This is a genomic window from Geodermatophilaceae bacterium NBWT11, assembly GCA_014218215.1.
Classification (GTDB): Bacteria; Actinomycetota; Actinomycetes; order Mycobacteriales; family Geodermatophilaceae; genus Klenkia.
Genome location: CP043652.1, coordinates 755,347 through 781,123, shown reverse-complemented (window position 1 = coordinate 781,123; position 25,777 = coordinate 755,347). Strand labels below are relative to the sequence as shown.

Here is a 25,777-nt window from a genome sequence, read left to right as displayed (position 1 = left end):
ACGGGGGTCGGGGCCGGGATCGCCGTGGACGCAGGAGCCCCCTACGGTCGGGAACCGTGCCCGACGCCCTGACGATCGACCTGTCCGACGACGAGACGCTGCACGTGCTGGTGCCCTCGCGCGCCATGGGGGAGGCCCTGGAGGGGCTGTCCTCCCGCATCCGCGCGCACCGGTTCGACCCCGCCGACGGCCCGCCCACCGGGGAGGCCGCCCGTGCCCAGGTCTGGGTGCCCGATGGCAGCGGCGTGCCCGACGGGCTCTTCGACGCGTTGCCCCGGCTGCGCCTGGTCCAGCTGACCAGCGCCGGCGCCGAGCGGTTCGTCGGGAAGACACCCGACGGCGTCGCCCTGTGCAACGCCCGGGGCGCACACACCCCGGCCACCGCCGAGTGGGCGGTCACCGCGGCCCTGGCCGCCCAGCGCGGCATCCCGACCTTCGTCCGCGAGCAGGACGCCGGGCGCTGGACGCCGGGCACCCACCACTCGATGGTCGGGGCCCGGGTGCTCGTCGTCGGCGCCGGGGACATCGGCCGCACCATCGGGGAGATGCTGGCCGGCTTCGACGTCGACCTCACCTTCGTGGCCCGCACCGCCCGGGACGGCGTCCGCTCCACCGACGAGCTGCCCCAGCTGCTGCCCGAGGCCGACGTCGTCGTCCTCATCGTCCCGGTCACCCCGGAGACCACCGGCATGGTCGACGCGGCGTTCCTGGCCGCCATGCCCGACGACTCCCTGCTGGTCAACGCCGCGCGCGGCGTCGTCGTCGACACCGACGCGCTGCTCGCCGAGCTCACCTCCGGCCGGCTGCGCGCCGCCCTGGACGTCACCGAGCCCGAGCCGTTGCCCGAGGGCCACCCGCTGTTCGCCGCCCCGAACCTGCTGCTCACCCCACACGTCGGCGGAGCCGTGCCGCAGACAGCCGAGCGGGCGACCGACGCCGTCCTCGACCAGCTCGACCGGGTGCTCGCCGGCCAGCCCCTGCAGAACGTCGTCGACGCCTACTGAGGCGGAGGAACCCCTGCACCCCCTGATGGGCCGCTGAGGGGGTGTGGAGCTTCCTCCGCCGGGGTCAGGGGGCGCTGGGGTCGGGGATGCGGCCCGCGGAGGCGGCGGACAGCTGGGGCAGGTCCCGGGCGCGGACGACGGGGAGCCGGACCTCGGTGCCGGTGGTGCGCACCAGCCACAGGTCCTGGTCCTCGCCGACCCGGATGCCGGCGACCTGGTCCCAGGGCACGGTGCGGGCGGTCAGCAGGCTGCGCGGGGTGACCCCGGCGGCGCCGACGTCGACGCCGACCCGCAGCACCCAGGCCGCGGCGACGACGGGCACCAGCAGCAGCGGGAGACCCCACCACGCGGCGCCGGCGATCGGGACGACGCACACCAGCAGGATCACGACGGGGACCAACGCCGTGCGGCTCATCCGCAGCTGTGCTGTGTTCACGTCCGTCGATGCTCCCAGACGGCGGGTCGCCGTGCGGGCATACGATCCCGGGCGTGACGACCGTCGACGAACCGCACACCAGCACTCCTGCACCGACGCACGCCTCGATCAAGCCCCGCTCCCACGAGGTGACCGACGGTGACGCCAAGGCCCCGGCCCGCGCCATGCTGCGCGCGGTGGGCATGGGCGACGACGACTTCGCGAAGCCGCAGATCGGTGTGGCCTCGTCGTGGAACGAGATCACCCCCTGCAACCTGAGCCTGGACCGGCTGGCCAAGGCCGTGAAGACCGGCGTGCACGAGGGCGGCGGGTTCCCGCTGGAGTTCGGCACCATCTCGGTCTCCGACGGCATCTCCATGGGCCACGAGGGCATGCGCGCCTCGCTGGTGTCCCGCGAGGTCATCGCCGACTCGGTGGAGACCGTCGTGTTCGCCGAGCGGCTGGACGGCTCGGTGCTGCTGGCCGGCTGCGACAAGTCGCTGCCCGGCATGCTGATGGCCGCGGCCCGCCTGGACCTCGCCGCGGTGTTCCTCTACGCCGGCGCCACGATGCCCGGCAAGCTCGGTGACCGGGACCTCACGATCATCGACGTCTTCGAGGGCGTCGGCGCCTGCGCGGCCGGCAAGATCACTCGCGAGGAGCTCACCGCGATCGAGAAGGCGACCTGTCCCGGTGAGGGTGCCTGCGGCGGCATGTACACCGCCAACACCATGGCCTCGGCCGCCGAGGCGCTGGGCATGAGCCTGCCCGGCAGCGCCGCCCCGCCGGCCCCGGACAAGCGCCGGGACGGCTACGCCGTGGAGTCCGGCAAGGCCGTCGTGGAGCTGCTGCGCCAGGGCATCACCGCCCGCGACATCATGACCAAGGAGGCGTTCGAGAACGCCATCACCGTGGTCATGGCCCTCGGTGGCTCGACCAACGCCGTGCTGCACCTGCTGGCCATCGCGCACGAGGCCGACGTCGACCTCACCCTCGACGACTTCAACCGGATCGGCGACAAGACCCCGCACCTGGCCGACGTGAAGCCCTTCGGCCGCTTCGTGATGACCGACATCGACCGCATCGGCGGGGTGCCGGTGGTCATGAAGGCGCTGCTGGACGCCGGGCTGCTGCACGGGGACTGCCTGACCGTCACGGGGAGGACGATGGCCGAGAACCTCGCGCACATCGGCCCGCAGGACCCCGACGGCGCGATCATCCGGGCGATGGACGACCCGATCCACAAGACCGGTGGCCTCACCGTCCTGCGCGGTTCGCTGTCGCCGGACGGCGCGGTCGTCAAGAGCGCCGGCTTCGACGCCGAGGTCTTCGACGGCACCGCCCGGGTGTTCGACGGTGAGGCCGGCGCGATGGCCGCGGTCACCGAGGGCACGCTGAAGCACGGCGACGTCGTGGTCATCCGCTACGAGGGCCCCCGGGGCGGGCCCGGCATGCGCGAGATGCTGGCCGTCACCGGGGCGATCAAGGGCGCCGGGCTGGGCAAGGACGTCCTGCTGCTCACCGACGGCCGGTTCTCCGGGGGGACGACGGGGCTGTGCGTGGGCCACATCGCCCCCGAGGCCGCCGACGGCGGTCCGATCGCCTTCATCCGCGACGGCGACCGGATCGTCCTCGACCTCGCCGCCCGCACCCTGGACCTGCACGTCGACGCCGACGAGCTGGCCCGCCGGGCCGAGGGCTGGGCCCCGCCGGCCCCGCGCTACACCCGGGGCGTCCTCGCCAAGTACGCCAAGCTCGTCGGTTCGGCCGCCCAGGGCGCCATCTGCGGGTGAGTCACCGGTCCCGGTGGTCACACTCCGGTGACCACCGGGACCGCCCGAACGGGTGACTCCCGGCGAGCCTCGCCTGTTCACGCTCAGTAGAGCTGCCGACACTGAGCGTGTGGATCATCTGCGTCGAGGAGCGGCACCGCTGGGACTGGCGTCCCTGGTGCTGCTCGCCGGCGTCCTCGCCCTCCCGGCCGAGGACCGCCGGTTCGCTGCTGCTGCCCTCGTGGCCGCGGTCACGGCGCTGACCGGTCTGCTCCTGCTGCGCCGCGGCGGGGTCGGCGCGGCCCGCGGGTGGCGCACCCTCGGCGTCGCCCTGCTCGTCGGTCTCGCCACCGCGGGGCTGGCCGAACTGGTCTCCGGCGGCACCGGCCAGGTGGACGCCTGGCGCACCGCGGCCTCGGTCCCCGCCCACCTGCTCGGTGCGTTCGGCGTGCTGGTGCTGCTGGGCCGCGGCCGGCTGCGGGCCGGCGGTGCCCGGCTGCTCACCGAGATCGCCCTGTTCTGCACGGCTGCCTTCGTGCTGGGCCAGGTGCTGGTGGTCAGCCCGCTGGCCGCCGACCTGGACACCACCTCCCGGGTCGCCCTGGAGGCCAGTTGCCTGGCCGCCACGGTCCTCCTGGGCGCCGGACTCACCCTCGCCACCGCCGCCGACGCCACCCGCCGGGTCACCGGTGCCCTGGTGCTGGCCGCCCTGGTCACGCTCACCGTCGGCGACGCCCTCGGCGCGCTGGGCTCCGAGGCCCCCTTCACCGGCACCGCGCTGGCGGCCCGCGCGCTGCTGCTGGTGGGTGCGACGCTCCTCCTGGCCGCCTCGGCGGCCGATCCCGGTCGGGACGACGGGGACGGCGACGACGACGCCGCGCCCGGGGACCAGCACCGGCTCACCGACCGGCTGACCATGGCCGGGCACCTGCTGCCGCACGTGGTCGTCGTCGTGGCCGCGGTCCTGCTGCTGGGCTCCGCCCTGCTCGGCCACCCCCCGACCGGCGCCGCCCTGGTCGCCGTGGCCCTCGGGCTCGTGCTCACCGCCGTGCACCGAGGCGTCTCGGCCCGCGACGAGGTCCGGGTCGGCGCTCGCCTGCAGCGCAGCGAGGCCTGGTTCCGCTCCCTCGTGCGCTCCAGCAGCGACGCCGTCCTGGTGCTCGACGCCGACCTGACCGTCACCTGGGCGGCGCCCGCGCTGGCCGGGCCGGCCGAGCGGTCGGGCCTGCCGCTCACCGGCGCCCCGGTCCTGGACCGGGTGCACCCGCAGGACGTCGACGCCGTCCGCGCCTGGCTCACCGACCCGGCGGTGCCGGTCGGCCGGCTCACCGGCCTGCGCAGCTTCCGGTTGCCCGGCGCCGACGGGACCTGGCGTGTGCTGGAGGTCGGCATCACCGACCTGCGGGCCGACGCCGACGTCGCGGCCCTGGTCCTGCAGTGCCGCGACATCACGGCCCGGTTGGACACCGAGGACGAGCTGCGGTCGCTGGCCTTCAGCGACCCGGTCACGGGCCTGCCCAACCGTGCCGCCCACGTCCGGGCCCTGACCGAGGAGCTCCGCGAGGTGGGGGACACCCCCGGGGTGGCCCTGCTGCTGTTCGAGGTGGAGGGGCTGGCCGAGGCCAGGGAGAACGTGGGCCGCGACGTGGTCGACGTGTCCCTGGTCGAGGTCGGCCGCCGGTTGCGCGCCACCGTCCGCGGTGACGACCAGGTCGCCCGCGTGGGGCCCGAGCTCTTCGCCGTCCTGGCCCACGGGGTGGACGGCGAGCCCGACCTGGTGGCGGCCCGCTGCCTGTCGGTCGTGGAGCAGCCGGTCACCACCGAGCTGGGCCTGGTCGACCTCTCCGCGGCCGTCGGGCTCGTCCCCCTGGCCGCCGGGGACACCCCTGCCGGGGTCATCGACCGGGCCGAGCTGGCCGTCGTCGCCGCCCGGACCGCCGGGCCGGGGTCGGTGCGCCGGTACGACCCGGCCATGGGCGCGGCCCGCGACCGCCGGGAGCGGCTGCGCGAGGACCTCGTCGGCGCCCGGGCCCGCGGTGAGTTCGCGCTGGCCTGGCAGCCCATCGTCGACCTGGCCACCCAGCGGGTGACCGGCGTGGAGGCGCTCGCCCGCTGGCGGCACCCCTCCTACGGCGAGCTCGAGCCCGAGGAGTTCATCCCGATCGCCGAGCGCTCGGGCCTCATCGGGGACCTGCAGCGCTGGGTGCTCGCCGAGGCCACCACCGCCGCGGTCGCCCTGCCCCAGCCCGGGGACACCCCGCTCAAGCTGGGGATCAACGTCTCCGCCGTGCACGTGGCCAGCGGCACCCTCGTCGGGGACGTCTCGCGGGCCCTGCAGGCCAGCGGGCTGCCCGCGGAGCGGCTGGTCATCGAGATCACCGAGTCCACCGTGCTGGCCGACGGCATGCACGTGGAGACCGACTTCGCCGCGCTGCGGCTGATGGGCGTGCACCTGGCCCTGGACGACTTCGGGTCCGGCTACTCCTCGCTGGCCCACCTGACCCGGCTCCCGGTGGACATCATCAAGCTCGACCGCACGTTCCTGGCCCGGTTGGACAAGGACACCCAGACCCGGGCGCTGTGCGAGTCGGTGATCGGCATCGGCGCCCGGCTGGGCATCGACGTCGTCGCCGAGGGCGTCGAGACCCCCAGCCAGCTCGCCGTGCTGCGGTCGATGGGCTGCGGCTTCGCCCAGGGCTTCCTGCTGTCCCGCCCGCTCTCGCTGCCCCCCTTCGTCGGGATGCTGGAGGCCGACGCCGGCCAGCTGTGGCCGGGACTGGTCGGGCGGGTCTGAGTCGATGGCGTCGCGCACCGCGCTGCCGGCACCGACCACCCCCGACCCCACGGCCCCGGCCGGCCCCCGGGTCGGGCCGCTGCTGGGCGCGCTGAGCACCGTCCTGGTGGTCGCCGTCGTGTCCAGCCTGGTCGTCCCCGGTCTCGCCGACCGGGTGCTGCCCGCCGGACTCGCCGTCGTCTCGGCCGGCACCGGCGCGGCCCTGCTGCGCCGGATCGCCCGGCCCGGGCGCGCCGGGCGGCCCTGGCGGTTGCTCGGGGTCGCGCTGCTGCTGGTCGGGGCGGGCCAGGCGGTCGCCGGCGTGCTGGGCGTGGGACTCAACCCGGGCCGCAGCGGTCCGCAGGACCTGCCCCTGGTCCTCGCCGTCCCCTTCGTGCTGGCCGGCAGCGTGGCGCTGCTGGGTGGCGAGGGACCCGGCCGCTGGTGGAGCCGGGTGGGCTCGCGCTCCTGGCTGGACGCCGGGATCGTGCTGGTCGCCGTCTCCGTGGTGGCCGCCGTCGTGGTCGGCGGGGCACTCGACAGCTCCGGCACGGCCGGGGACCCCCTGGTGGCCGCCGCTCTCCCTGCGGTCGGGGCGCTGCTGGCCGCGATCGGGTTGCTCACCGCGGCGGTGCTGCCCGCCGGGCGGCGGGCCACCGGGTCCTGGGTGACCGTGCAGTGGCTGGCCACGGCCGTGGTCGCGGTCAACGGCGCGGTCGCGGCCGCGCTGGACTCGGCCACCCTCGACCTGCTCACCGTCGTGGCCTGGGCCGTCGTGCTCGTCGCGGTGGTGCTCGGCGCGGCTGCCGACCCCGGGCCCGGTGTCCCGCCGCCCCGTGCGGAGGCGGGCACCCAACCGCTGTCCGGGGTGCTGCTGAGCTGGTGCTCGGCGTCGGCCGTGGGGGTGCTGCTCGTCGCCGGGGTGGCCGCCGGGAGCCCGGTGGGTCTCGTCGAGGGCGTCGGAGCGCTGGTGTTGCTGCTGCTGACCGCGGCCCGGAGCGTGCTGTGGGTGGCCGACGGTGAGCGGCTGACCCGTCGGCTGGCCCGGGCCGAGGCCTGGTTCCGCTCGCTCGTGCTCGACGCCGACGACGTGACCGTGGTCCTGCACCGCGGCACCCGGCTGGCCTGGGTGTCGGACTCCGTGCAGGGCCGGCTGGGCTACGGGCCCCGAGAGCTCGCCGACCGGGCGTTCGCGGACCTCGTGCACCCCGAGGACGCCGCCGCGCTGTCGGCCGCGGTGGCCGGGGAGCCCGGCCCGCACGCCTTCCGGGTGCGCACCCGGGCCGGCGCCTGGCGTGAGGTCGAGGCCCTCGGTGGGGGCACCGACGGCGCGGCGGGTGTCGAGGGCCGGGTGCTGCACCTGCGCGACGTCACCGACCGCCGGGCCGCCGAACGCGAGCTGCAGCGGATGGCGTTCACCGACTTCCTGACCGGGCTGCCCAACCGGGCCCGGCTGATGGCCGCCCTCGGTGTGGCCCGGGCCCGCGCGCAGGAGGGCGGCCCGGCCAGCGTGCTGCTGCTGGACCTCGACGGCTTCAAGTCCGTCAACGACGTCGCCGGGCACGAGGCGGGGGACCGGCTGCTGGCCGAGGTGGCCGACGAGCTGCGCGGGCTGGTCCGCGAGCCCGACCTGGTGGCCCGCCTCGGTGGGGACGAGTTCGCCGTCCTGGTCCGGTCGGGGCTGACCGAGGCGGCCGCGCTGGCCGAGCGGGTCGTCGCCGGGCTGGACCGCGAGCACCGTGCCTCGGCGCCCGACGGGTCACCGGACGGTCCGGTGTTCGCGCTGTCGGCCAGCATCGGGGTCACCGAGCTGCGTGCCGAGGACGACGTCGCGACCACCCTGCGTCAGGCCGACCTGGCGCTGCGGGCGGCCAAGGCCGCCGGCAAGAGCTGCGTCCGCAGCCACGGCGACGCCGCGGACGCCGCCACCACCCGGCGCACCCGGCTCGCCCGGGACCTCCCGCAGGCCCTGGCCGCGGGCCAGCTGCGGGTGGACTACCAGCCCGTGGTCGGGGTGCTCGAGCGCCGGGTGCTCGGCGTGGAGGCGCTCGTCCGCTGGGACCATCCCGTGCTGGGGGAGGTCGGGCCCGACGAGTTCGTGCCGCTGGCCGAGGACGACGGGCTGATCGTGCCGCTGCAGCGCTGGGTGCTCGACCGGGCCTGCGGCGAGCTGGCCGCGCTCCGGGCCGGGGGGCGCGACCTCAAGCTGGGCGTGAACATCAGCGTGCGGCACCTGCAGGCGGGCTGTCTGGTGGCCGACGTCGCCCAGGCGCTGGCCGCCTCCGGGCTGCCCCCGCACCGGCTGATGATCGAGGTGACCGAGTCGGTGCTGATGAGCGAGCAGGACCGGCTCGACAGCGACCTGCAGACCCTGCACGACATGGGCTGCGTGGTGTCCCTGGACGACTTCGGGCGGGGCTACTCCTCCTTCGCCTACCTGGCCCGGCTGCCGGTGGACGTGCTCAAGATGGACCGGGAGTTCCTCGCCGGCATCGAGCACGACGCCCGCGGCGCGGCCGTCGTGGGCAGCGTCATCGCCCTCGGGCGGCAGCTGCAGATCGACGTCGTCGCCGAGGGCGTGGAGACGCCGGGGGAGCTGGCCGCGCTGCAGGAGCTGGGCTGCCGGTTCGTGCAGGGGTTCCTGCTCGCCCGCCCGACCCGGGCCGCCGATCTCGCCGCGGTGGTGGACGGCTTCGACCCCGAGGTCCTGCGTCCCACGGAACGGTCGCCGTCGTTCCACTGAATGGGACGACGTGGTTGACGGCGACACGTGCCAGGGCGCACAGTGTGGGCGTGCTGCGCTCCCGGCTCCTCGTAGTCATCGACTAGCGCGTCGGTCCACCGACCGACGCGCTCACCCCTCCGTGCCTCCTGGCACGAGGGGTTTTTTGTTGGCCGGAACCCGCCGGACCCGCTCCGCACACCCACCCTCGCGTCCAGGGAGAACCACCCAGATGAGCACCACCGCCGAAGCCCCGACCGCCGCCGCCGCCGAGTCGCTGGCCGGTCTGGAGACCGCAGCCGGCTCGGTGGCCGAGGCCGCCGCCCCCGCCACCCACCAGCCGGCCACCGGCATCACCGGTGCGCAGAGCCTGGTCCGCTCCCTCGAGGCGGTCGGGGTGGAGATGGTCTTCGGCATCCCGGGCGGGGCCATCCTCCCGCTCTACGACCCGCTCTTCGACTCCTCCGTGCGCCACGTCCTGGTCCGCCACGAGCAGGGTGCCGGGCACGCCGCCACCGGGTACGCCCAGGCCACCGGGAAGGTCGGGGTCTGCATGGCCACCTCCGGGCCCGGCGCGACCAACCTGGTGACCCCGCTGGCCGACGCCTACATGGACTCGGTGCCGATCGTGGCCATCACCGGCCAGGTGCCCTCTGGCGCGATCGGGACCGACGCCTTCCAGGAGGCCGACATCCGCGGCATCACGATGCCGGTCACCAAGCACAACTTCCTGGTCACCGATGCCGCCGAGATCCCCCAGCGGATCGCCGAGGCCTTCCACCTGGCCTCCACCGGGCGGCCCGGGCCGGTGCTGGTCGACGTCCCCAAGGACGTCCTGCAGGCCACCACCGACTTCTCCTGGCCGCCGCGCATCGACCTGCCCGGCTACAAGCCGACCACCCGCCCGCACGGCAAGCAGGTCCGCGAGGCCGCGGCTGTCGTCCAGGCCGCGCGGCAGCCGGTGCTCTACGTCGGCGGCGGGGTGCTCAAGGCGCACGCCAGCGAGGTCCTCGCCGAGCTGGCCGAGCTGACCGGGGCCCCCGTCGTCACCACCCTGATGGCCCGCGGCGCGTTCCCCGACAGCCACCCCCAGCACCTGGGCATGCCCGGCATGCACGGCACCGTCACCGCGGTCACCGCCCTGCAGAAGGCCGACGTGCTGGTCGCCCTGGGCGCCCGCTTCGACGACCGGGTCACCGGCCAGCTGTCCACCTTCGCCCCCGGCGCGACCGTGGTGCACGCCGACATCGACCCGGCCGAGATCGGCAAGAACCGCAAGGCCGACGTGCCGATCGTGGGCGACGCGAAGGAGACCATCACCGAGCTGGTCGGCGCGCTGCGGGACCTGCAGGAGGACCAGGGCCGCCCCGACCTGTCCGCCTGGTGGACCCAGCTGGACAGCTGGCGTGCCACCTACCCGCTGGGCTACGACCTGCCCGAGGACGGCGCGCTGTCCCCGCAGTACGTCATCGAGCGGCTGGGTGCGATCGCCGGGCCGGACGCCGTGTACTGCGCCGGGGTCGGCCAGCACCAGATGTGGGCCGCCCAGTTCGTCAAGTACGAGAAGCCGGGCACCTGGCTCAACAGCGGCGGCCTGGGGACGATGGGCTACGCCGTCCCGGCCGCGATGGGCGCCAAGGCCGGTCGGCCCGAGGCCACGGTCTGGGCCATCGACGGCGACGGCTGCTTCCAGATGACCAACCAGGAGCTCGCCACCTGCGCCATCGAGGGCATCCCGGTCAAGGTCGCCGTGATCAACAACGGAAACCTGGGCATGGTCCGGCAGTGGCAGACCCTGTTCTACGAGGGCCGCTACTCCAACACCAAGCTGCACGTGCAGAACGAGGACGGCACCCGCCGGGCCGGCGTGCGCATCCCGGACTTCGTGCTGCTGGCCGAGGCGCTGGGGTGTGTCGGGCTGCGCTGCGAGACCGCCGAGGACGTCGACGCCACGATCGAGCAGGCCATGGCGATCAACGACCGGCCGGTGGTCATCGACTTCACCGTCGGCTCCGACGCCCAGGTGTGGCCGATGGTCGCCGCCGGTGCGAGCAACGACGAGATCCTCGCCGCGCGGGACGTCCGCCCGGTCTTCGGAGAGGGGCAGGTCTGATGCCGAGGCACACGCTGTCGGTGCTGGTCGAGAACAAGTCCGGTGTGCTGGCCCGCGTCTCGGCGCTGTTCAGCCGCCGCGGCTACAACATCGAGTCCCTCGCCGTCGGACCGACCGAGAACCCGGACCTGTCCCGGATGACGATCGTGGTCGACGTCGAGTCCCAGCCGCTGGAGCAGATCACCAAGCAGCTGAACAAGCTCATCGAGGTCATCAAGATCGTCGAGCTGGACGGCGCCTCGGTGCAGCGCGAGCTGCTGCTGGTCAAGGTCCGGGCCCCGCTGGCCGACCGCGCCCAGGTGCTGCAGACCGCCGAGCTGTTCCGGGCCCGGGTGATCGACGTCAACACCGACACCGTCACCCTGGAGTCCACCGGCACCCCCGAGAAGCTGCAGGCGCTGCTCGCCGTCCTCGCCCCGTTGGGGATCAAGGAGATGGCGCAGTCCGGCACCGTGGCCCTGGGCCGCGGCCCACGCTCGATGAGCGGCGCCGGTACGTTGCGCCCCGTCGAGCGCTCCGCCTAGACCCCACCACCCCAACCCAGAGGAGTCACCCGCACATGGCCGCCGAGATCTTCTACGACGACGACGCCGACCTGTCGATCATCCAGGGGCGCACCGTCGCCGTCATCGGCTACGGCAGCCAGGGCCACGCCCACTCGCTGTCGCTGCGCGACTCCGGCGTGGACGTCCGCGTCGGCCTGCTCGAGGGCTCGAAGAGCCGGGCCAAGGCCGAGGCCGAGGGCCTGCGCGTCGTCACCCCCGCCGAGGCGGCCGCCGAGGCCGACCTGATCATGATCCTGGCGCCGGACCACGTGCAGCGGAAGCTCTACGCCGAGTCCGTCGAGCCCAACCTGCAGGACGGCGACGCGCTGTTCTTCGGCCACGGCTTCAACATCCGCTTCGGCTACATCAAGCCCCCGTCCGGTGTCGACGTCGCCATGGTCGCCCCCAAGGGCCCGGGTCACCTGGTCCGCCGCGAGTTCGTCGACGGCAAGGGCGTGCCCTGCCTCATCGCCGTCGAGCAGGACGCCTCCGGCTCGGCCCAGGCCCTGGCGCTGTCCTACGCCAAGGCCATCGGCGGTGCCCGCGCCGGCGTCATCAAGACGACGTTCGCCGAGGAGACCGAGACCGACCTGTTCGGCGAGCAGGCCGTGCTCTGCGGCGGCATGTCCGCCCTGGTGCAGGCCGGGTTCGAGACCCTCACCGAGGCCGGCTACCAGCCCGAGATCGCCTACTTCGAGTGCCTGCACGAGCTCAAGCTGATCGTCGACCTCATGTACGAGGGCGGCATCGCCAAGCAGCGCTGGTCGGTCTCCGACACCGCCGAGTACGGCGACTACACCTCCGGGCCGCGGGTCGTCGACGCCCGCGTCAAGGAGACGATGGGCCAGGTCCTCAAGGACATCCAGGACGGCACCTGGGCCGCGGCCTTCATCGCCGACCAGGACGCCGGTGCGCCGGACTTCACGGCCAAGCGCGCCGCCGCCGAGGCGCACCCGATCGAAGAGACCGGGCGCCAGCTGCGCGGCCTCATGAGCTGGGTCTCCGCCAGCGACGACTACACCGGCAGCGCCCAGCGCTGACCCCCGCACGACGACGACAGCCCCTCCCCGCGACCTGCGGGGAGGGGCTGTCGTGCGTCCGGGCTCAGGCGGCCGGTGCGGTCCAGGCGGCGACGTCGGGACGGCGCATCAGCACCACGACGGCCACGGCGAGGGCCAGCAGCAGGGCCGACAGGACGTCGAAGCCGATCCCGGTCACCACCGACAGCACCTCGTTGACCGCCCACACCACGACCAGGGCCACCCCCACGACGGTCAGCACCCGGCCGTTGCGCCCGCGGACCGCCAGCACGGCGCCGTAGACCGCCCCGGCCGAGAGCACCAGGTAGAGCAGCCCCAGCGCGAGGAAGTCCAGTCGCCCGTTGACGCCCAGGCTCAGCCCGGACAACCCGGGGAGCAGGCAGAAGAGCGCCTGCAGTCCGGCGAGGGCGGCCGCGGCGACGACCGCCGGCGGGGGACGCCCCGTGCCTCCGGCGGTCACGCGGCGCGGCGCCCGGCCAGGTACTGCTGCGCCGGGGGCTGGCGGAGCAGGAAGACGATCACCAACGGGATGAGGAAGCCCAGCAGGTTGAAGAACTGGAAGGAACCGTCGACCAGGCTGAGCACCACCACGAGCAGGTTGAGCGCGATCGAGGCGTAGAGCGCCGTCAGCAGGAGCTTCTCGTCCCCTCCGCGCAGCAGCTGGATGCCGCCGGCCAGCACGGCGAGGGCGACGACCAGCGAGACGAGCACCAGGACACCGAGCAGCGGGCTGACGTCGAAGACGGTGCCGATGACGGCCAGGTTGAGCAGGCCCCCCAGGGCACCGAGGGCGCCGATCACCACGGCTGCGACCGCGGCACCGGTCACCTGGGGCGGCCGGACGCCGGCGGTGGGGCCGTCCGGGGCGGGGGACCAGCCGGGCTGCGGCTGCTGCCAGCCGGCGTTCGGGTCCTGGGGCGGGTTCGGGCTGGTCATCGGCTCACTCTCACCTGGGTACGGGGGCTCGATCATGGACGGCCCACCCCCGGTGCGCCCGGTGGGCGGCGTCGAAACGCGCGGACGGTGCCAAGGACAGGAACACGACCGTCAGCACGCAGGCCAGCAGCACCGGCGGCGTGAGCGCCCGGGTCGCCCCCGGGTCACCGACCCCCACCAGCGTCGACAGCACCGGCTGCAGCAGCAGGACCCCGCCCACGGCGGAGACCACGAGCAGCGGCACCCTCGTCCGTCCGGTGGCGCAGGCCAGCACGGCCGCGGCGACCCCGATCGTGACGAGGGTCAGCCCGACCGAGAGGGCCACCAGGAACCCCCCGACACCCCGGCGCAGGCTCTCGCCCAGGTCCGGGTCGGTTCCCCCGCTGCCCCGGGCGTCCAGACCGGTCGCCGCGAGGTCGACCGTGAGCCAGCCCAGGTAGCCGACCAGCACCAGGCCCAGCACCACGGCGGTGGTCGTCGTCCAGGGGCGGGGACCCGGGGGTGGGGGCGGGGGAGGCGGCTGCCACGGCCGACCGGGCGGCGGCCCCCACCCTCCCCAGGGCGGGGGCGGGGCGGCCCACGGCGGGGGAGCCTGCCCCCAGGACGGCGGGGGTGGCACCCGTGCCGGCACCGGGCGCCGGGTGGGCGGTGGACCCCCGTAGCCCTCGGCGGTCCGGGGCGGGACCGACAGGGGCGCCGTGACCTGCCGGGGCACGGCCACGGGGCCGGTCGACGCGTCGTCCGGCCCCGGCCCCCCGTCGGTCACGTCCGGGCGCTGTTCAGCCGAGGGCGGCGCGACGGGCCCGGTGGGCGGCGAAGAACTGGCTCGCCGGTGCCAGCGAGAGCAGCACCACGATCGCGATCGCCCCGGCGAAGAAGAGCAGCGTGACCACCAGCCCGCCGGCGGCGCCCTCCTGTCCCGCGCCGCTCAGCGCACCGATGAAGGCCAGCCCGGTGGCCGCGATCGAGACGGAACCGGCGACCAGCAGGAGCACCCGGCTCCGGCCGGTCAGCGCCCACGCCGAGCCCCAGATGACCAGCACCGTCCAGACGAGGGCCAGCAGGCCGAAGACGAAGACCACGCCCGCGGCTGCGGCGAAGCCGCTGCCGAACACCTGGCCGAGGCCGAACTCGTCGTCCAGCGAGTTCGCGCTGGAGCTGGCCCCGGTGAGGGCGGCCCCGCCGATGAGGAACAGGGCCGTGACCAGGACGCCGATCGCGCCGAAGACGAAGCCGAGGACGGCGGCGGTGATCACGCCACCGGGCCGGGCCGGGGGAGCGGTGCCCCAGCCCTGGCCCTGCACCCCGCTCTGGCCGTAGGCGGCCTGGTAGCCGTACGGGGACGCCTCCTGGCCGTAGGCCGGCTGCACGTACCCGCCCTGGCCGTAGGCGGACGGGTCGTACCCGCCCTGGCCGTAGGAGGACTGGCCGTAGGGAGACTGGCCGTACGAGGACTGGTCGTAGGAGGACTGGCCCTGCGGGGGCTGCCCGTACGACGGCTGGTCGGCGGACCGGCCCCAGCCGCTCGAGCCCGGAGACGGGTCCTGTCCGTACCGGGGTGACTCCGGTCGGCCCTGCTCGTCCCGTTCGTCGCTCATGGTCTCCTCCACGCGGGGCCGGTCCCGGGGGACCGGCGGTGAACAGCCAGGATGGCCGTGGCACCCCCACCGGGCAAGCAGGGCCGACCCTCCCGGGTGTCGCCGGGCAGCTCCGGCACGGGCTCCCCGGGAGGTGCCGGGGGCGCGCGCCCTAGGCTGTCCAGCCGTGACCACCCCTGCGCCCGTCGTCCTGATCGCCGAGGAGCTCGCCCCCAGTGCGCTGGAGGTGCTGGGTTCGGAGTTCGAGATCCGGCACGTCGACGGCGCCGACCGGGCCGCCCTGCTGCCGGCCCTCGCCGACGCGGCGGCGGTCATGGTGCGCAGCGCCACCACCATGGACGCCGAGGCCCTCGCCGCGGCCCCGCACCTCAAGGTCGTCGCGCGCGCCGGCATCGGGCTGGACAACGTCGACGTCCCGGCGGCCACCGCCCGCGGTGTCATGGTGGTCAACGCCCCCACCTCCAACATCGTCAGCGCCGCCGAGCACGCGGTGGCCCTGCTCCTCGCCGCCGCCCGGCACATCCCGGCCGCGGACGCCTCGCTGCGCGAGGGCACCTGGAAGCGCTCCAAGTTCACCGGCGTCGAGGTCACCGAGAAGACCGTCGGCGTCGTCGGCCTGGGCCGGATCGGCGTGCTCGTGGCCCAGCGGCTGGCCGCCTTCGGCGTCACGCTGATCGCCTACGACCCCTACATCCAGCCCGGGCGCGCCGCGCAGCTCGGCGTCCGGCTGGTGTCGCTGGAGGACCTCCTCCGCGAGTCGGACTTCATCACCATCCACCTGCCCAAGACCCCCGAGACGCTCGGGATGATCGGTGCCGAGCAGCTGGCGATGACCAAGAAGGGCGTGATCATCGTCAACGCGGCCCGCGGTGGGCTCGTGGAGGAGGCCGCGCTGGCCGAGGCGCTGCAGTCGGGCCAGGTCGGTGCGGCCGGCATCGACGTCTACGCCAAGGAGCCCTGCACCGACAGCCCGCTCTTCGCGCTGCCCAACGTCGTCGTCACCCCGCACCTGGGCGCCTCCACCACCGAGGCCCAGGACAAGGCCGGGACGGCGGTCGCCCGCAGCGTGCGGCTGGCCCTGCAGGGCGACTTCGTGCCCGACGCGGTCAACGTCCAGGCCGGTGGCGTCGTCGCCCCCGACGTGCGTCCGGGCCTGCCGTTGGCGGAGAAGCTGGGCCGGGTCTTCACCGCCGTCGCCGGTGGACTGGCCCAGTCGGTGTCGGTCGAGGTGCTGGGCAAGATCGCCGAGTTCGACGTCTCCGTCGTCCAGCTGGCCGTGCTGCGCGGGGTCTTCACCGACGTCGTCGAGGAGCAGGTCAGCTACGTCAACGCCCCGCTGCTGGCTGAGGCGCGCGGGCTGGACGTCACGCTGACCAAGGACGTGGAGAGCCCGCACTACCGCAACCTGATCACCGTGCGCGGTGCGATGGCCGACGGCACCGGGGTCACCGTCTCCGGCACGCTGTACGGCAAGAACCAGGTGCCCAAGCTGACCGAGGTGGGTGGCTTCGAGATCGACCTCGAGGCCAAGGGCTACCTGCTGTTCTTCACCTACGCCGACCGGCCGGGCGTGGTGGGCACCGTGGGGGCCGCGCTCGGCGAGGCCGGGGTGAACATCGCCGGCGCCCAGGTCAGCCGCACCACACAGGGCGGGGAGGCGCTGATGGCCGTCACCGTCGACAGCGAGGTCACCGGCGAGCTGCTCGCCGACATCGCCGGTCGCATCGGGGCCCGTGAGGCCCGGGCGGCGGACCTGAACCCGATCTGACCCACCCGCGCGGCCCTCAGCGGCGTCGACCCCACCCGGGGTCGGCGCCGCTGCCGCGTGTCCGGCCGGTGTGCACCGGACGGACAGCAGACTGCCAGCCGGGTGGTTGAACGCGTGTCGACCACGACGTCCGGCGGGTCGTGGTTGCTCCGTCTGCGCATCACGTACCCCCGTCTGCGCGACTCCCGGGCGGTTCGACCGGCACCGGACGGTCCGTTGGGCCGTCTGCAGGCACTTCTGGGTCGCGACTGGGCCAGGTGGCCCATTGTCGATTAGCGAGGCTCACGACCACGCTTTTCCTCGCAGGTGGCGACCAGGTGCACACGGGGTGTGCACGGGGGGCCCAGCCACCGGCACATCCGGTTCATCGCTGACAGGGGTGCACGTGGTTCCCAGGACGAACAGCACCACCCGGGCCGGACGCGACCGCGTCCTCGCCCGGAGCGGGGTCGTCGCCATCGCGGCGGCCCTCACCATGACCGCGGGGGCCGGCAACGCGCTGGCCGCCCCGGCCGACATCGCGGCCCGCGCCGGCCAGCAGCCGGTCACCCTCACCGGGGACCAGCTGCAGCAGGTCCAGGGCCAGCTCGACGCCCGCCGCGACGGCAGCCGCCCCGCCGGGCTGCCCGACAGCGGACCGACCTCCTTCTTCGTCGAGACCGGCACGCCCTCGACGTCCCAGGTGTTCGCCGAGACGCTGCCCGGCTCGGGGGAGGCCGCCGCCGGTGTCGCCGCCGCGGCCGCACAGCCCGCAGCCGAGGCCGCTGCGGCCGCCGTCGCCAGCGAGGTGCCGGCCGCGGTGCCCGCCGCCGAGGTGCTGTACTCCACGACCACCGTGCTCTCCGGGGTCGCCGTCCGCGCCGACGCCGCGGACTACGAGACGCTGGCCGCACTGCCCGACGTGGTGGCCGTGCACGCGATCGCGCCCAAGCAGATCAGCAACACCGGTGCCGCGTCGGTCGTCGAGGCCGTGCAGGCCTGGGAGGACCTCGGCAACACCGGCGAGGGCGTCTCCATCGGCATCATCGACACCGGGATCGACTACACCCACACCGACTTCGGTGGCAGCGGCAGCGTCGACCAGTACGAGACCCTGCAGGCCTACGAGGCGCAGCCCGCCCCGGCCGGCATCTACCCCAACGCCAAGGTCGTCGGCGGCCGGGACTTCGTCGGCGACAGCTACAACGCCGACCCGGCCAGCCCGGCCTACCAGCCGGTCGCCATGCCCGACGACAACCCGCTGGACTGCAACGGCCACGGCTCGCACGTCGCCGGCACGTCGGCCGGGTACGGCGTGAACGCCGACGGCACCACCTACCGCGGCGGCTACGACGACGGCGTCCCCTCGGACCTGTCCATCGGGCCGGGCATGGCGCCCGGTGCCGAGCTGTACGCGCTGAAGGTCTTCGGCTGCGACGGCTCCACCGACGTCACCATGCAGGCGATCGAGTGGGCGCTGGACCCCAACGGTGACGGCAACCCCGAGGACCACCTCGACGTCGTCAACCTCTCCCTGGGCTCGGACTACGGCCTGGCCGACGACGCCGACTCGATGGCCATCGACCGGGCCATGGAGCTCGGCATGCTCGCCGTGCTGTCCGCCGGCAACGCCGCCGACAGCTACGACATCGGTGGCTCGCCGGGCAACGCCCCCCGCGGCATCGCGGTGGCGGCCAGCAACGACGGCTACGCGGTGCTCGACGGCTGGCAGGTCGTCTCGCCCGAGGGCCTGGTCGAGGGCACCCGCCCCGGCCTGCGGTCCATCGCCTACAGCGACACCGACGACGGCGGCACGATCAAGCCCGACGTCACCGGTGACCTGATCGCCGCACCGGCCGGCAACGAGTCCGGCTGCGCGGCCCTGCCGCCCGGCTACGCCAGCGGCCAGATCCTGCTGATCGAGGCCGACGGGTTCACCTGCGGCTCGGTCGCCAAGGGCACCAACGCGGTGAACGCCGGGGCCATCGGCTTCGTCATCGTCGACGACGGCGACGCCCTGGAGACCGGCATCACCGGCGTCCCGCAGATCCCGGGCATCCTGGTCACCGCCACCGACGGTGCGGCCCTCGCCGGTGCCGTCGCCGCGGGCACGACCGTCACGGTCACCTTCGGCCCCGGCCTGAAGTCCTCCTCGGTCACCACCGACCCGGGCCAGGTCGACCAGCTCGCGTCCTTCAGCTCCCGCGGGGTCCGCCAGGCCGACGGCGTCAAGCCCGACGTCGCCGCCCCCGGCGTGAGCGTCTTCTCCGCCGGTGTCGGGCAGGGCTCCGGTGGGGCCACCCTCTCCGGCACCTCGATGGCCGCCCCGGTCACCGCCGGCGTCACCGCGCTGATCCGCGCGGCGCACCCGGAGTGGAGCACCGAGCAGGTCAAGGCCGACCTGATGAACACCGCCGGCCACGACCTGACCACCGGCCCCGACGGCACCGGCGAGGTCTACGGGCCCAACCGGGTCGGCGCCGGCCGGATCGACGCGTCGGCGGCGCTGGCCAACGAGGTGCTCGCCTACGCCGAGGCCGGTTCGGGCGTCGTGTCGGCGTCCTTCGGGGTCGTCGAGGTCGACGCCGAGCAGGTCAGCGACAGCCGGACCATCACGGTGGAGAACACCGGTGACCGGGCCGCGGTCTACCGGGTGTCCTACGACGCCCTCGTCGCCCAGCCGGGCGTCCGGTACGCGCTGTCCGCCCAGCGGCTCACCGTGCCCCCGGGCCAGAGCCGCACGGTGACGGTCACCATGACCGCCACCCAGGACCAGCTGCTCAAGGTCGCCGACCCGACGATGGTCGTCGACGACGGCCGCCAGTTCGTCGGTGAGGCCAGCGGTCGGGTCTTCTTCACCCCGCAGAACAACCGCGGGGAGACCCTGCGGGTGCCGGTGCACGCCAACCCGAAGCCCTCCTCCACGCTGGCCGCCACGGCAGCCGAGGACGGCTCGTCCATCACCCTCGCCGGTGAGGGCGTGGCCAACGGCCCGGCCCTGGACCCCAGCAGCTATACCTCGCTGGTCAGCGGGTTCGAGCAGCTCGGCTACAGCCCGGAGCTGCCCGAGTGCACCACCGCCCCCGCCTCGGACTGCTACAAGACCGAGCTCGAGCGGTCGGTCGACCTGGCCGGCGTCGGGGTCGCCTCCGACGTGCTGCAGTACGACGACGCAGGCCTGTACTTCGCGGTCTCCGCGCACGGGCGCTTCACCACCGCGCAGACGGCCGTGAACTACGGGGTGTTCCTCGACGCGACCGGGGACGGGGTCTGGGACTACCAGGTCACCACCACTCGCATCGAGGACTACGACGTGCCGCTGGTCGTCCTGACCGACCGGGACTTCAACCTCGTCGGGCCGGGCGGTGAGCCCGTCGTGACGCCGATGAACGTCTACGACGGCCTCGTCGACACCAACGCGATGGACTCCGACGTCCAGGTGCTCAGCGTCCCGCTGTCGGCGTTCCCGGAGCCGCTGGGCCGGATCACCTTCGGTGTCCAGTCCTCCAGCGCCAACGGCACCGTGGACGACGTCGGCACGGTCACCACCGGTGGTCTGCCCGAGCTCGCGCCCCAGGCGATGAGCTTCGACCCGACCGCCCCCGGGCTGTCCTTCGACGTCGACGGCGAGTCCGCGATCGTGGTCCCGGCCGCCGACGGCACCGAGATCACGGTGACCCAGGACGCCGCGTCCTACGCCGCGGACACCGCCGTGGGCGGGGAGAAGGCCGCGATGGTGCTGCTCAGCCAGAACAGCACCGGCGCGGGCCGCACCCAGACCGTCCCGATCGCCGGGACGGCGGCCGACACCTCGACCACCACCGAGGTCCCGCCGGCCGACACCACCCCGGTGGAGCCGGCGCCCGAGGACACCACCACGGTGCCCCCGGTGGCCGAGGAGCCCGCGGAGGCACCCGTCGAGACCCCGGCCGACGCCCCGGTCGAGACGCCCGCGGACGCCCCGCCCGCCGGCTGACCCGGTAGCACCACCGCGCACCCGGCGCCCCCCGCACACCCGTGCGGGGGGCGCCGGTGTGTCCGGGTGGGGACGCCGTCCGTGCCGGGCACTAGCCTCGGGCCCCATGCGGCTGGCTGTGATCCCTGGAGACGGCATCGGACCCGAGGTGGTGGCCGAGGGCCTCAAGGTCCTCGGTGAGGTGGCCCCCGACGTCGAGAGCACCCACTACGACCTCGGAGCCGCCCGCTGGCAGCGCACCGGGGAGCTCCTGCCCGACACGGTGCTCGACGAGCTGCGCCAGCACGACGCGATCCTGCTGGGTGCGGTGGGCGACCCGTCGGTGCCCGCCGGCATCCTCGAGCGGGGGCTGCTGCTGAAGCTGCGGTTCGAGCTCGACCACCACGTGAACCTGCGCCCGGCCAAGCTCTACGACGGCGTCACCAGCCCGCTGGCCGCCCCCGGCGAGATCGACATGCTGTGCGTGCGCGAGGGCACCGAGGGCCCCTACGTGGGCAACGGCGGCGTGCTGCGCAAGGACACCCCGCACGAGGTGGCCACCGAGGTCAGCCTGAACACCGCCTTCGGTGTCGAGCGCGTGGTCCGGTACGCCTTCGAACGCGCCGTGACCCGCCCGCGCAAGCACCTGACGCTGGTGCACAAGACCAACGTGCTCAGCCACGCCGGGTCGCTGTGGTCGCGCACGGTGGAGGAGCTCTCCACGGAGTTCCCGGACGTCGCCGTGGCCTACCAGCACGTGGACGCCGCCGCGATGTTCTTCGTGACCGACCCCGGCCGCTACGACGTGATCGTCACCGACAACCTGTTCGGCGACATCGTGACCGACATCGCCGCTGCGGTGACCGGTGGCATCGGGCTGGCCGCCAGCGGCAACCTGGACGCCTCGGGCACCAACCCGTCGATGTTCGAGCCGGTGCACGGTTCGGCGCCCGACATCGCCGGTCAGGGCAAGGCCGACCCCACCGCGACGGTGCTGTCGGTCGGGCTGCTCCTGGAGCACCTGGGGCGCCCGGAGCAGGCCCGCAAGGTCAACGCCGCGGTGGCCTTCGACCTCTCCACCCGGGACAAGCGCTCCCCGCTGCGCACCGCCGAGGTCGGCGACCGCCTGGCGGCCCTCGCCTCCGGCTGAGCCCCGGGTCGGCCGGACGGGGTCAGCGTGCGCTGAGCGGTGCCACCGTGGAGGCGAGCAGGCAGAACTCGTTGCCCTCGGGGTCGGCGAGCACGACCCAGGTCATCTCCTCGGACGGCGGGCCCTGACCGACGTCGGCGCGGGTCGCCCCCAGCGCCAGCAGCCGCCCGAGCTCGGCCGCCTGGTCGCGGTCGGTGGCGTTCAGGTCCAGGTGCAGCCGCACCTTCCCGGGCGTGGGGTCGGGGGTGGGGAGGAAGTCCAGCCCCGGCACCGGGCCCTTCTCCGGCTGCCCCGGCGGGGCGATGCTGACCACGCCGTCCTCCTCGCCGACCACCTCCCAGGCGAGGACCGCAGCCCAGAAGGCGGCGAGCGCGGGCGGGTCCAGGGCGTCGACGGCGACGGCGGTGATGCGGGAGGCCATCGCCCGATCCTGGCCGCAGGGAGCCGGTGGCACCAGGTCAGTAACCTCGACCCGTGCGCATCGTCCGTTACGCCTCACCGTCCGGCATGTCCTTCGGCGTCCTCGACGGGGACGGCCAGGTGGCCCAGATCGAGGGCCACCCCTTCGGCCAGATCTCCTTCACCGGTCAGCGGCACGCCGCGGCCGACGTCCGGCTGCTCTCCCCGATCCTGCCCAGCAAGGTGGTGTGCGTCGGGAAGAACTACGCCGACCACGTGGCGGAGATGAAGACCGGGGACGCCCCCAAGGAGCCGTTGCTCTTCCTCAAGCCCTCCACCTCGGTGATCGGGCCCGGCGACGCGATCCGCATCCCGCCGGGCAGCACCAACGTGCACCACGAGGCCGAGCTGGCCGTCGTCATCGGCGCCCGCGGGGCCCGGCACGTCACCCCGGAGCAGGCGCTGTCCAGCGTCTTCGGCTACACGATCGGCAACGACGTCACCGAGCGGGACATGCAGCGCAGCGACAACCAGTGGACCCGGGCCAAGGGCTTCGACTCCTTCTGCCCGATCGGCCCGTGGATCGAGACCGACCTGCCCGGCATCGGCAAGGACCCCGCCGACCTGTCGGTCACCGCCACCGTCGACGGCGAGCTCCGCCAGGACGGTCGCACCAGCCAGCTGCTCTTCGACGTCCCCACCCTGATCTCCTACATCTCGCAGGTGATGACCCTGCTGCCCGGGGACGTCGTCCTCACCGGCACCCCGGCCGGGGTGGGCCCGCTGCGGGCCGGCGGTTCGGTCACCTGCGCCATCGAGGGGCTGGGCGAGCTGACCAACACCGTCACCGGCGCCGACACCGTCTCCACCGCGTCGTGACGGCCCCCACCGCTCCGGTCCGCACCCGGTTCTGCCCCTCGCCGACCGGCACGGTGCACGTCGGCGTCATGCGGGCCGCGCTGTTCAACTGGGCCTACGCCAGGCACACCGGCGGGCAGTTCGTCTTCCGCATCGAGGACACCGACGCCGCGCGCAACACCGAGGAGTCCTACCGGCACCTGCTGGACAGCCTGCGCTGGCTGGGCCTGGAGTGGGACGAGGGCCCCGAGGTCGGTGGCCCGCACGGGCCCTACCGGCAGTCCGAGCGCGGTGAGGTCTACCGCGACGTGCTGGCCAAGCTGGTGGAGGGCGGGCACGCCTACGAGTCGTTCTCCACCCCCGAGGAGGTCGCGGCCCGCCGGGTCGCCGCCGGCCAGGACCCCAAGCAGGGCTACGACGGCGCCGACCGGGAGACCACCGACGCCCAGAAGGCCGCGTTCCGGGCCGAGGGCCGCTCGCCGGTCTACCGGCTCCGGATGCCCGACCACGCCCTGGCCTGGGACGACCTCGTGCGCGGCGAGGTCTCCTTCGCCGCCGGCGCCGTGCCGGACTTCGTGCTCGCCCGGGCCGGCGGCCAGCCGCTGTACCCGTTGGTCAACCCGGTGGACGACGCCCTGATGGGCATCACCGACGTCCTGCGCGGGGAGGACCTGCTGTCCTCGACCCCCCGCCAGCTCGCGCTCTACGAGGCGCTCACCGCCGTCGGGGTGGCCCAGGGCGCCCCGCGCTTCGGGCACCTGCCGCTGGTGATGGGGGAGGGCGCGAAGAAGCTGTCCAAGCGCGACCCCACGTCGAACCTGGACCTCTACCGCGACCGGGGCTTCCTCCCGGAGGGCCTGGCCAACTACCTGGCGCTGCTCGGCTGGGCGATCGCCGAGGACCGGGACGTGTTCTCGATGGCGGAGATGGTCGAGGCCTTCGACGTCCGTCGGGTGAGCCCCAACCCGGCCCGCTTCGACCTGAAGAAGGCCGAGGCGATCAACGCCACCCACCTGCGCGCGTTGCCGGTGGAGGAGTTCGTCACCCGGGTGACCCCGTACCTGGCCGGCGCCGGCCTGGTCGCGGAGCCGCCGACGGCCGACCAGCAACGGGTGCTCGACGCCATCGCGCCGCTGGCCCAGGAGCGGATGGTCGTGCTCTCCGAGGCCGTCGGCCTGCTGGGGTTCCTCTTCACCGACGACGTCGTGTTCGACGAGGCGGCGGTGGCCAAGCAGCTGTCCGGACCGGACGCCGTGGAGGTGCTGGACGCCGCGACCGCGGCGCTGACCGCACTGACCGACTGGACCACCCCCGAGCTGGAGGCCGCGCTCAAGCAGGCCCTGGTCGAGGAGCTGGGCCGCAAGCCGCGGCAGGCCTTCGGGCCCGTCCGGGTCGCGATCAGCGGGCGCACGGTCAGCCCGCCGCTCTACGAGTCGATGGAGCTGCTGGGCCGGGAGACCACCCTGGCCCGGCTCGCCGTCGCCCGGGAGCGCGCGAGCGCGTGATGCCCGGCGGAGCGGGTTCCCAGCAGGGTCAGGCGCAGCCCTGGCAGTACGGCGGCCCGCCCCCACCGGCCGGTGGGGGGCACCGGCGCAGGTGCCCCGCGGCTGGGTGCCCGCCCCGCCGCCGCCACCGCTGCCGCCACGGCCGGTGGGAGGTCGACCGGTCACCCCGCCCGGGGCCCCGCCCTTCGACCGACCGCAGCCCTACGAGCGGCTGATGCGGGCCCGCGACTGGGCCTGGTGGCGTCCGGTGCTGGGCCTGCTGCTGTTCTCCGTGCTCTACGCCGTGGCCGCCGTCCTCGTCGTGGTCGCGGTGCTGGTCACCGGCGTGGTGCCCGAGGCCAACCTGCTCGACCTGGTCGACCCCGGCGTGCTGCTGATGACCAACCTGTCGCTCATCGTCGCGATCCCGATCGTCTGGGCCTGCTGGGCGGTCGCGCACGGCATGCGGCCGGGCTGGTCGTCGTCGGTCACCGGCCGGCTGCGCTGGCGGCTGTTCCGACCGCTCACCTGGCGCGCCCTGCTCACCCTGGGCGTCGGCGTGCTGGTGACCATCGGGATCAGCCTGACCGCCGAGTCCGGCACGATCACCGGCCCCGACTCCAGCTACGTCTGGCTGCTGCTCGTGGTGCTGCTGACCACGCCGCTGCAGTCCGCCGCCGAGGAGTACGTCTTCCGCGGCTACCTGACCCAGGCCCTCACCGCGTGGATCCGCTCGGAGAAGGCCGGGCCGGTCATCGCCGCGCTGGTGACGGCCACGCTCTTCTCGGCCGCACACGCCCCGCCGGACGTGCTGACCTTCGCAGACCGGTTCGCCTTCGGGCTCGCCGCCTCGTGGGTCACGAACCTCACCGGGGGGCTGGAGGCGGCGATCGTGCTGCACGCGGTGAACAACGTGGTGGTCTTCCTGACCATCGGGCTCCTCGGCGACGAGGTGGCCACCGCGGTGCCCCCGGCCGGCATCGGGCTGCTGGTCACCCTGCTCGACCTGGTCGCCATGGGCGCCTACGTCTGGCTCGTCGCCCGCTCCCGCGCGGTGCTGCGGCCCGAGCTCGTCAGCCCGGCCGTCGACCTCCGGGGGACACAGGCCCGGCAGCCCACCTGGGTGCCGGCCCCGCCGCTGCCCCCGTTCGGCGGGCCGCCGGGTCCGCCGGCGCCCGACCCGCGGTGGTCGCGGCAGGGGGTGCGTGAAGCCCGGGAGGGCATCGGGTAGTGTCTCCGACGGCGCTGAGAGGCGCTGACAACAGC

The 25,777-nt window shown here is 74.3% G+C and carries 19 protein-coding genes; 13 read left to right on the top strand and 6 right to left on the bottom strand.

Annotation, left to right across the window (positions count from 1 at the left end):
* Positions 1–125: 125 nt before the first annotated feature.
* Complete coding sequence (locus F1C76_03695; protein QNG38988.1) at positions 126–1,004, top strand: 2-hydroxyacid dehydrogenase; 879 nt, start codon at positions 126–128, stop codon at positions 1,002–1,004.
* Between the two features lie 64 nt (positions 1,005–1,068).
* On the opposite strand, the gene F1C76_03690 is transcribed toward F1C76_03695, so the two are convergent.
* Positions 1,069–1,440 (bottom strand): PH domain-containing protein, encoded by a 372-nt coding sequence (locus F1C76_03690; GenBank protein QNG35814.1) that lies wholly within the window; start codon positions 1,438–1,440, stop codon positions 1,069–1,071.
* An 8-nt stretch (positions 1,441–1,448) separates the two neighbouring features.
* Between F1C76_03690 and ilvD the strand changes: the two genes are divergently transcribed.
* From ilvD to ilvC, 6 genes are all read left to right on the top strand, one after another.
* Entirely contained in the window at positions 1,449–3,212 is a 1,764-nt protein-coding gene (gene ilvD, locus F1C76_03685) for a dihydroxy-acid dehydratase (GenBank protein QNG35813.1), read from the top strand.
* A gap of 109 nt (positions 3,213–3,321) precedes the next feature.
* Positions 3,322–5,985 carry an EAL domain-containing protein gene (locus tag F1C76_03680; protein QNG35812.1) on the top strand — a complete coding sequence of 888 codons (2,664 nt, stop codon included), beginning with the start codon at positions 3,322–3,324 and terminating at the stop codon, positions 5,983–5,985.
* A 4-nt stretch (positions 5,986–5,989) separates the two neighbouring features.
* Positions 5,990–8,707, top strand: coding sequence for an EAL domain-containing protein (locus F1C76_03675; protein ID QNG35811.1), 2,718 nt, complete (start codon positions 5,990–5,992; stop codon positions 8,705–8,707).
* Between the two features lie 211 nt (positions 8,708–8,918).
* Positions 8,919–10,799, top strand: a complete 1,881-nt coding sequence (locus F1C76_03670; protein ID QNG35810.1) for an acetolactate synthase large subunit — start codon at positions 8,919–8,921, stop codon at positions 10,797–10,799.
* On the top strand, positions 10,799–11,323 hold the full coding sequence (ilvN, locus tag F1C76_03665; protein ID QNG35809.1) for an acetolactate synthase small subunit: 525 nt from the start codon (positions 10,799–10,801) through the stop codon (positions 11,321–11,323). Before F1C76_03670 ends, ilvN begins: the two co-directional genes overlap by 1 nt.
* 35 nt (positions 11,324–11,358) lie before the next feature.
* Positions 11,359–12,384: a ketol-acid reductoisomerase gene (gene ilvC, locus F1C76_03660; GenBank protein ID QNG35808.1), complete on the top strand. Its 1,026-nt coding sequence runs from the start codon at positions 11,359–11,361 to the stop codon at positions 12,382–12,384.
* 64 nt (positions 12,385–12,448) lie between these two features.
* Here the strand turns inward: ilvC and F1C76_03655 are convergent, their stop codons facing one another.
* The 4 genes from F1C76_03655 to F1C76_03640 all read right to left on the bottom strand — a co-directional run bounded on the left by F1C76_03655 (position 12,449) and on the right by F1C76_03640 (position 14,918).
* Complete coding sequence (locus tag F1C76_03655) at positions 12,449–12,844, bottom strand: hypothetical protein (protein ID QNG35807.1); 396 nt, start codon at positions 12,842–12,844, stop codon at positions 12,449–12,451.
* A complete protein-coding gene (locus F1C76_03650) occupies positions 12,841–13,320 on the bottom strand; it encodes a hypothetical protein (GenBank protein ID QNG35806.1) in 480 nt (159 codons plus the stop codon). Before F1C76_03650 ends, F1C76_03655 begins: the two co-directional genes overlap by 4 nt.
* A 10-nt stretch (positions 13,321–13,330) precedes the next feature.
* Complete coding sequence (locus tag F1C76_03645) at positions 13,331–13,939, bottom strand: hypothetical protein (protein QNG35805.1); 609 nt, start codon at positions 13,937–13,939, stop codon at positions 13,331–13,333.
* 160 nt (positions 13,940–14,099) lie between these two features.
* Complete coding sequence (locus tag F1C76_03640; protein ID QNG35804.1) at positions 14,100–14,918, bottom strand: hypothetical protein; 819 nt, start codon at positions 14,916–14,918, stop codon at positions 14,100–14,102.
* Between the two features lie 166 nt (positions 14,919–15,084).
* Here F1C76_03640 and F1C76_03635 point away from each other — a divergent pair, with 166 nt between their 5' ends.
* The 3 genes from F1C76_03635 to F1C76_03625 all read left to right on the top strand — a co-directional run bounded on the left by F1C76_03635 (position 15,085) and on the right by F1C76_03625 (position 21,770).
* Positions 15,085–16,686 (top strand): phosphoglycerate dehydrogenase, encoded by a 1,602-nt coding sequence (locus tag F1C76_03635; GenBank protein QNG35803.1) that lies wholly within the window; start codon positions 15,085–15,087, stop codon positions 16,684–16,686.
* A gap of 385 nt (positions 16,687–17,071) precedes the next feature.
* Positions 17,072–20,641 (top strand): S8 family serine peptidase, encoded by a 3,570-nt coding sequence (locus F1C76_03630; protein QNG35802.1) that lies wholly within the window; start codon positions 17,072–17,074, stop codon positions 20,639–20,641.
* 106 nt (positions 20,642–20,747) lie between these two features.
* Positions 20,748–21,770 carry a 3-isopropylmalate dehydrogenase gene (locus F1C76_03625; GenBank protein QNG35801.1) on the top strand — a complete coding sequence of 341 codons (1,023 nt, stop codon included), beginning with the start codon at positions 20,748–20,750 and terminating at the stop codon, positions 21,768–21,770.
* A 22-nt stretch (positions 21,771–21,792) separates the two neighbouring features.
* On the opposite strand, the gene F1C76_03620 is transcribed toward F1C76_03625, so the two are convergent.
* Positions 21,793–22,191, bottom strand: a complete 399-nt coding sequence (locus F1C76_03620; GenBank protein QNG35800.1) for a VOC family protein — start codon at positions 22,189–22,191, stop codon at positions 21,793–21,795.
* 53 nt (positions 22,192–22,244) lie between these two features.
* Between F1C76_03620 and F1C76_03615 the strand changes: the two genes are divergently transcribed.
* The 3 genes from F1C76_03615 (at position 22,245) to F1C76_03605 (ending at position 25,742) form a co-directional block, all read left to right on the top strand.
* Positions 22,245–23,048, top strand: coding sequence for a fumarylacetoacetate hydrolase family protein (locus F1C76_03615; GenBank protein ID QNG35799.1), 804 nt, complete (start codon positions 22,245–22,247; stop codon positions 23,046–23,048).
* A complete protein-coding gene (locus F1C76_03610; GenBank protein ID QNG35798.1) occupies positions 23,045–24,532 on the top strand; it encodes a glutamate--tRNA ligase in 1,488 nt (495 codons plus the stop codon). The genes F1C76_03615 and F1C76_03610 overlap by 4 nt, the downstream gene beginning before the upstream one ends.
* A gap of 145 nt (positions 24,533–24,677) precedes the next feature.
* The gene (locus F1C76_03605) at positions 24,678–25,742 is read left to right on the top strand and encodes a CPBP family intramembrane metalloprotease (GenBank protein QNG35797.1); all 1,065 of its coding nucleotides are present in this window, start codon (positions 24,678–24,680) and stop codon (positions 25,740–25,742) included.
* The last annotated feature ends 35 nt before the right edge of the window (positions 25,743–25,777 follow it).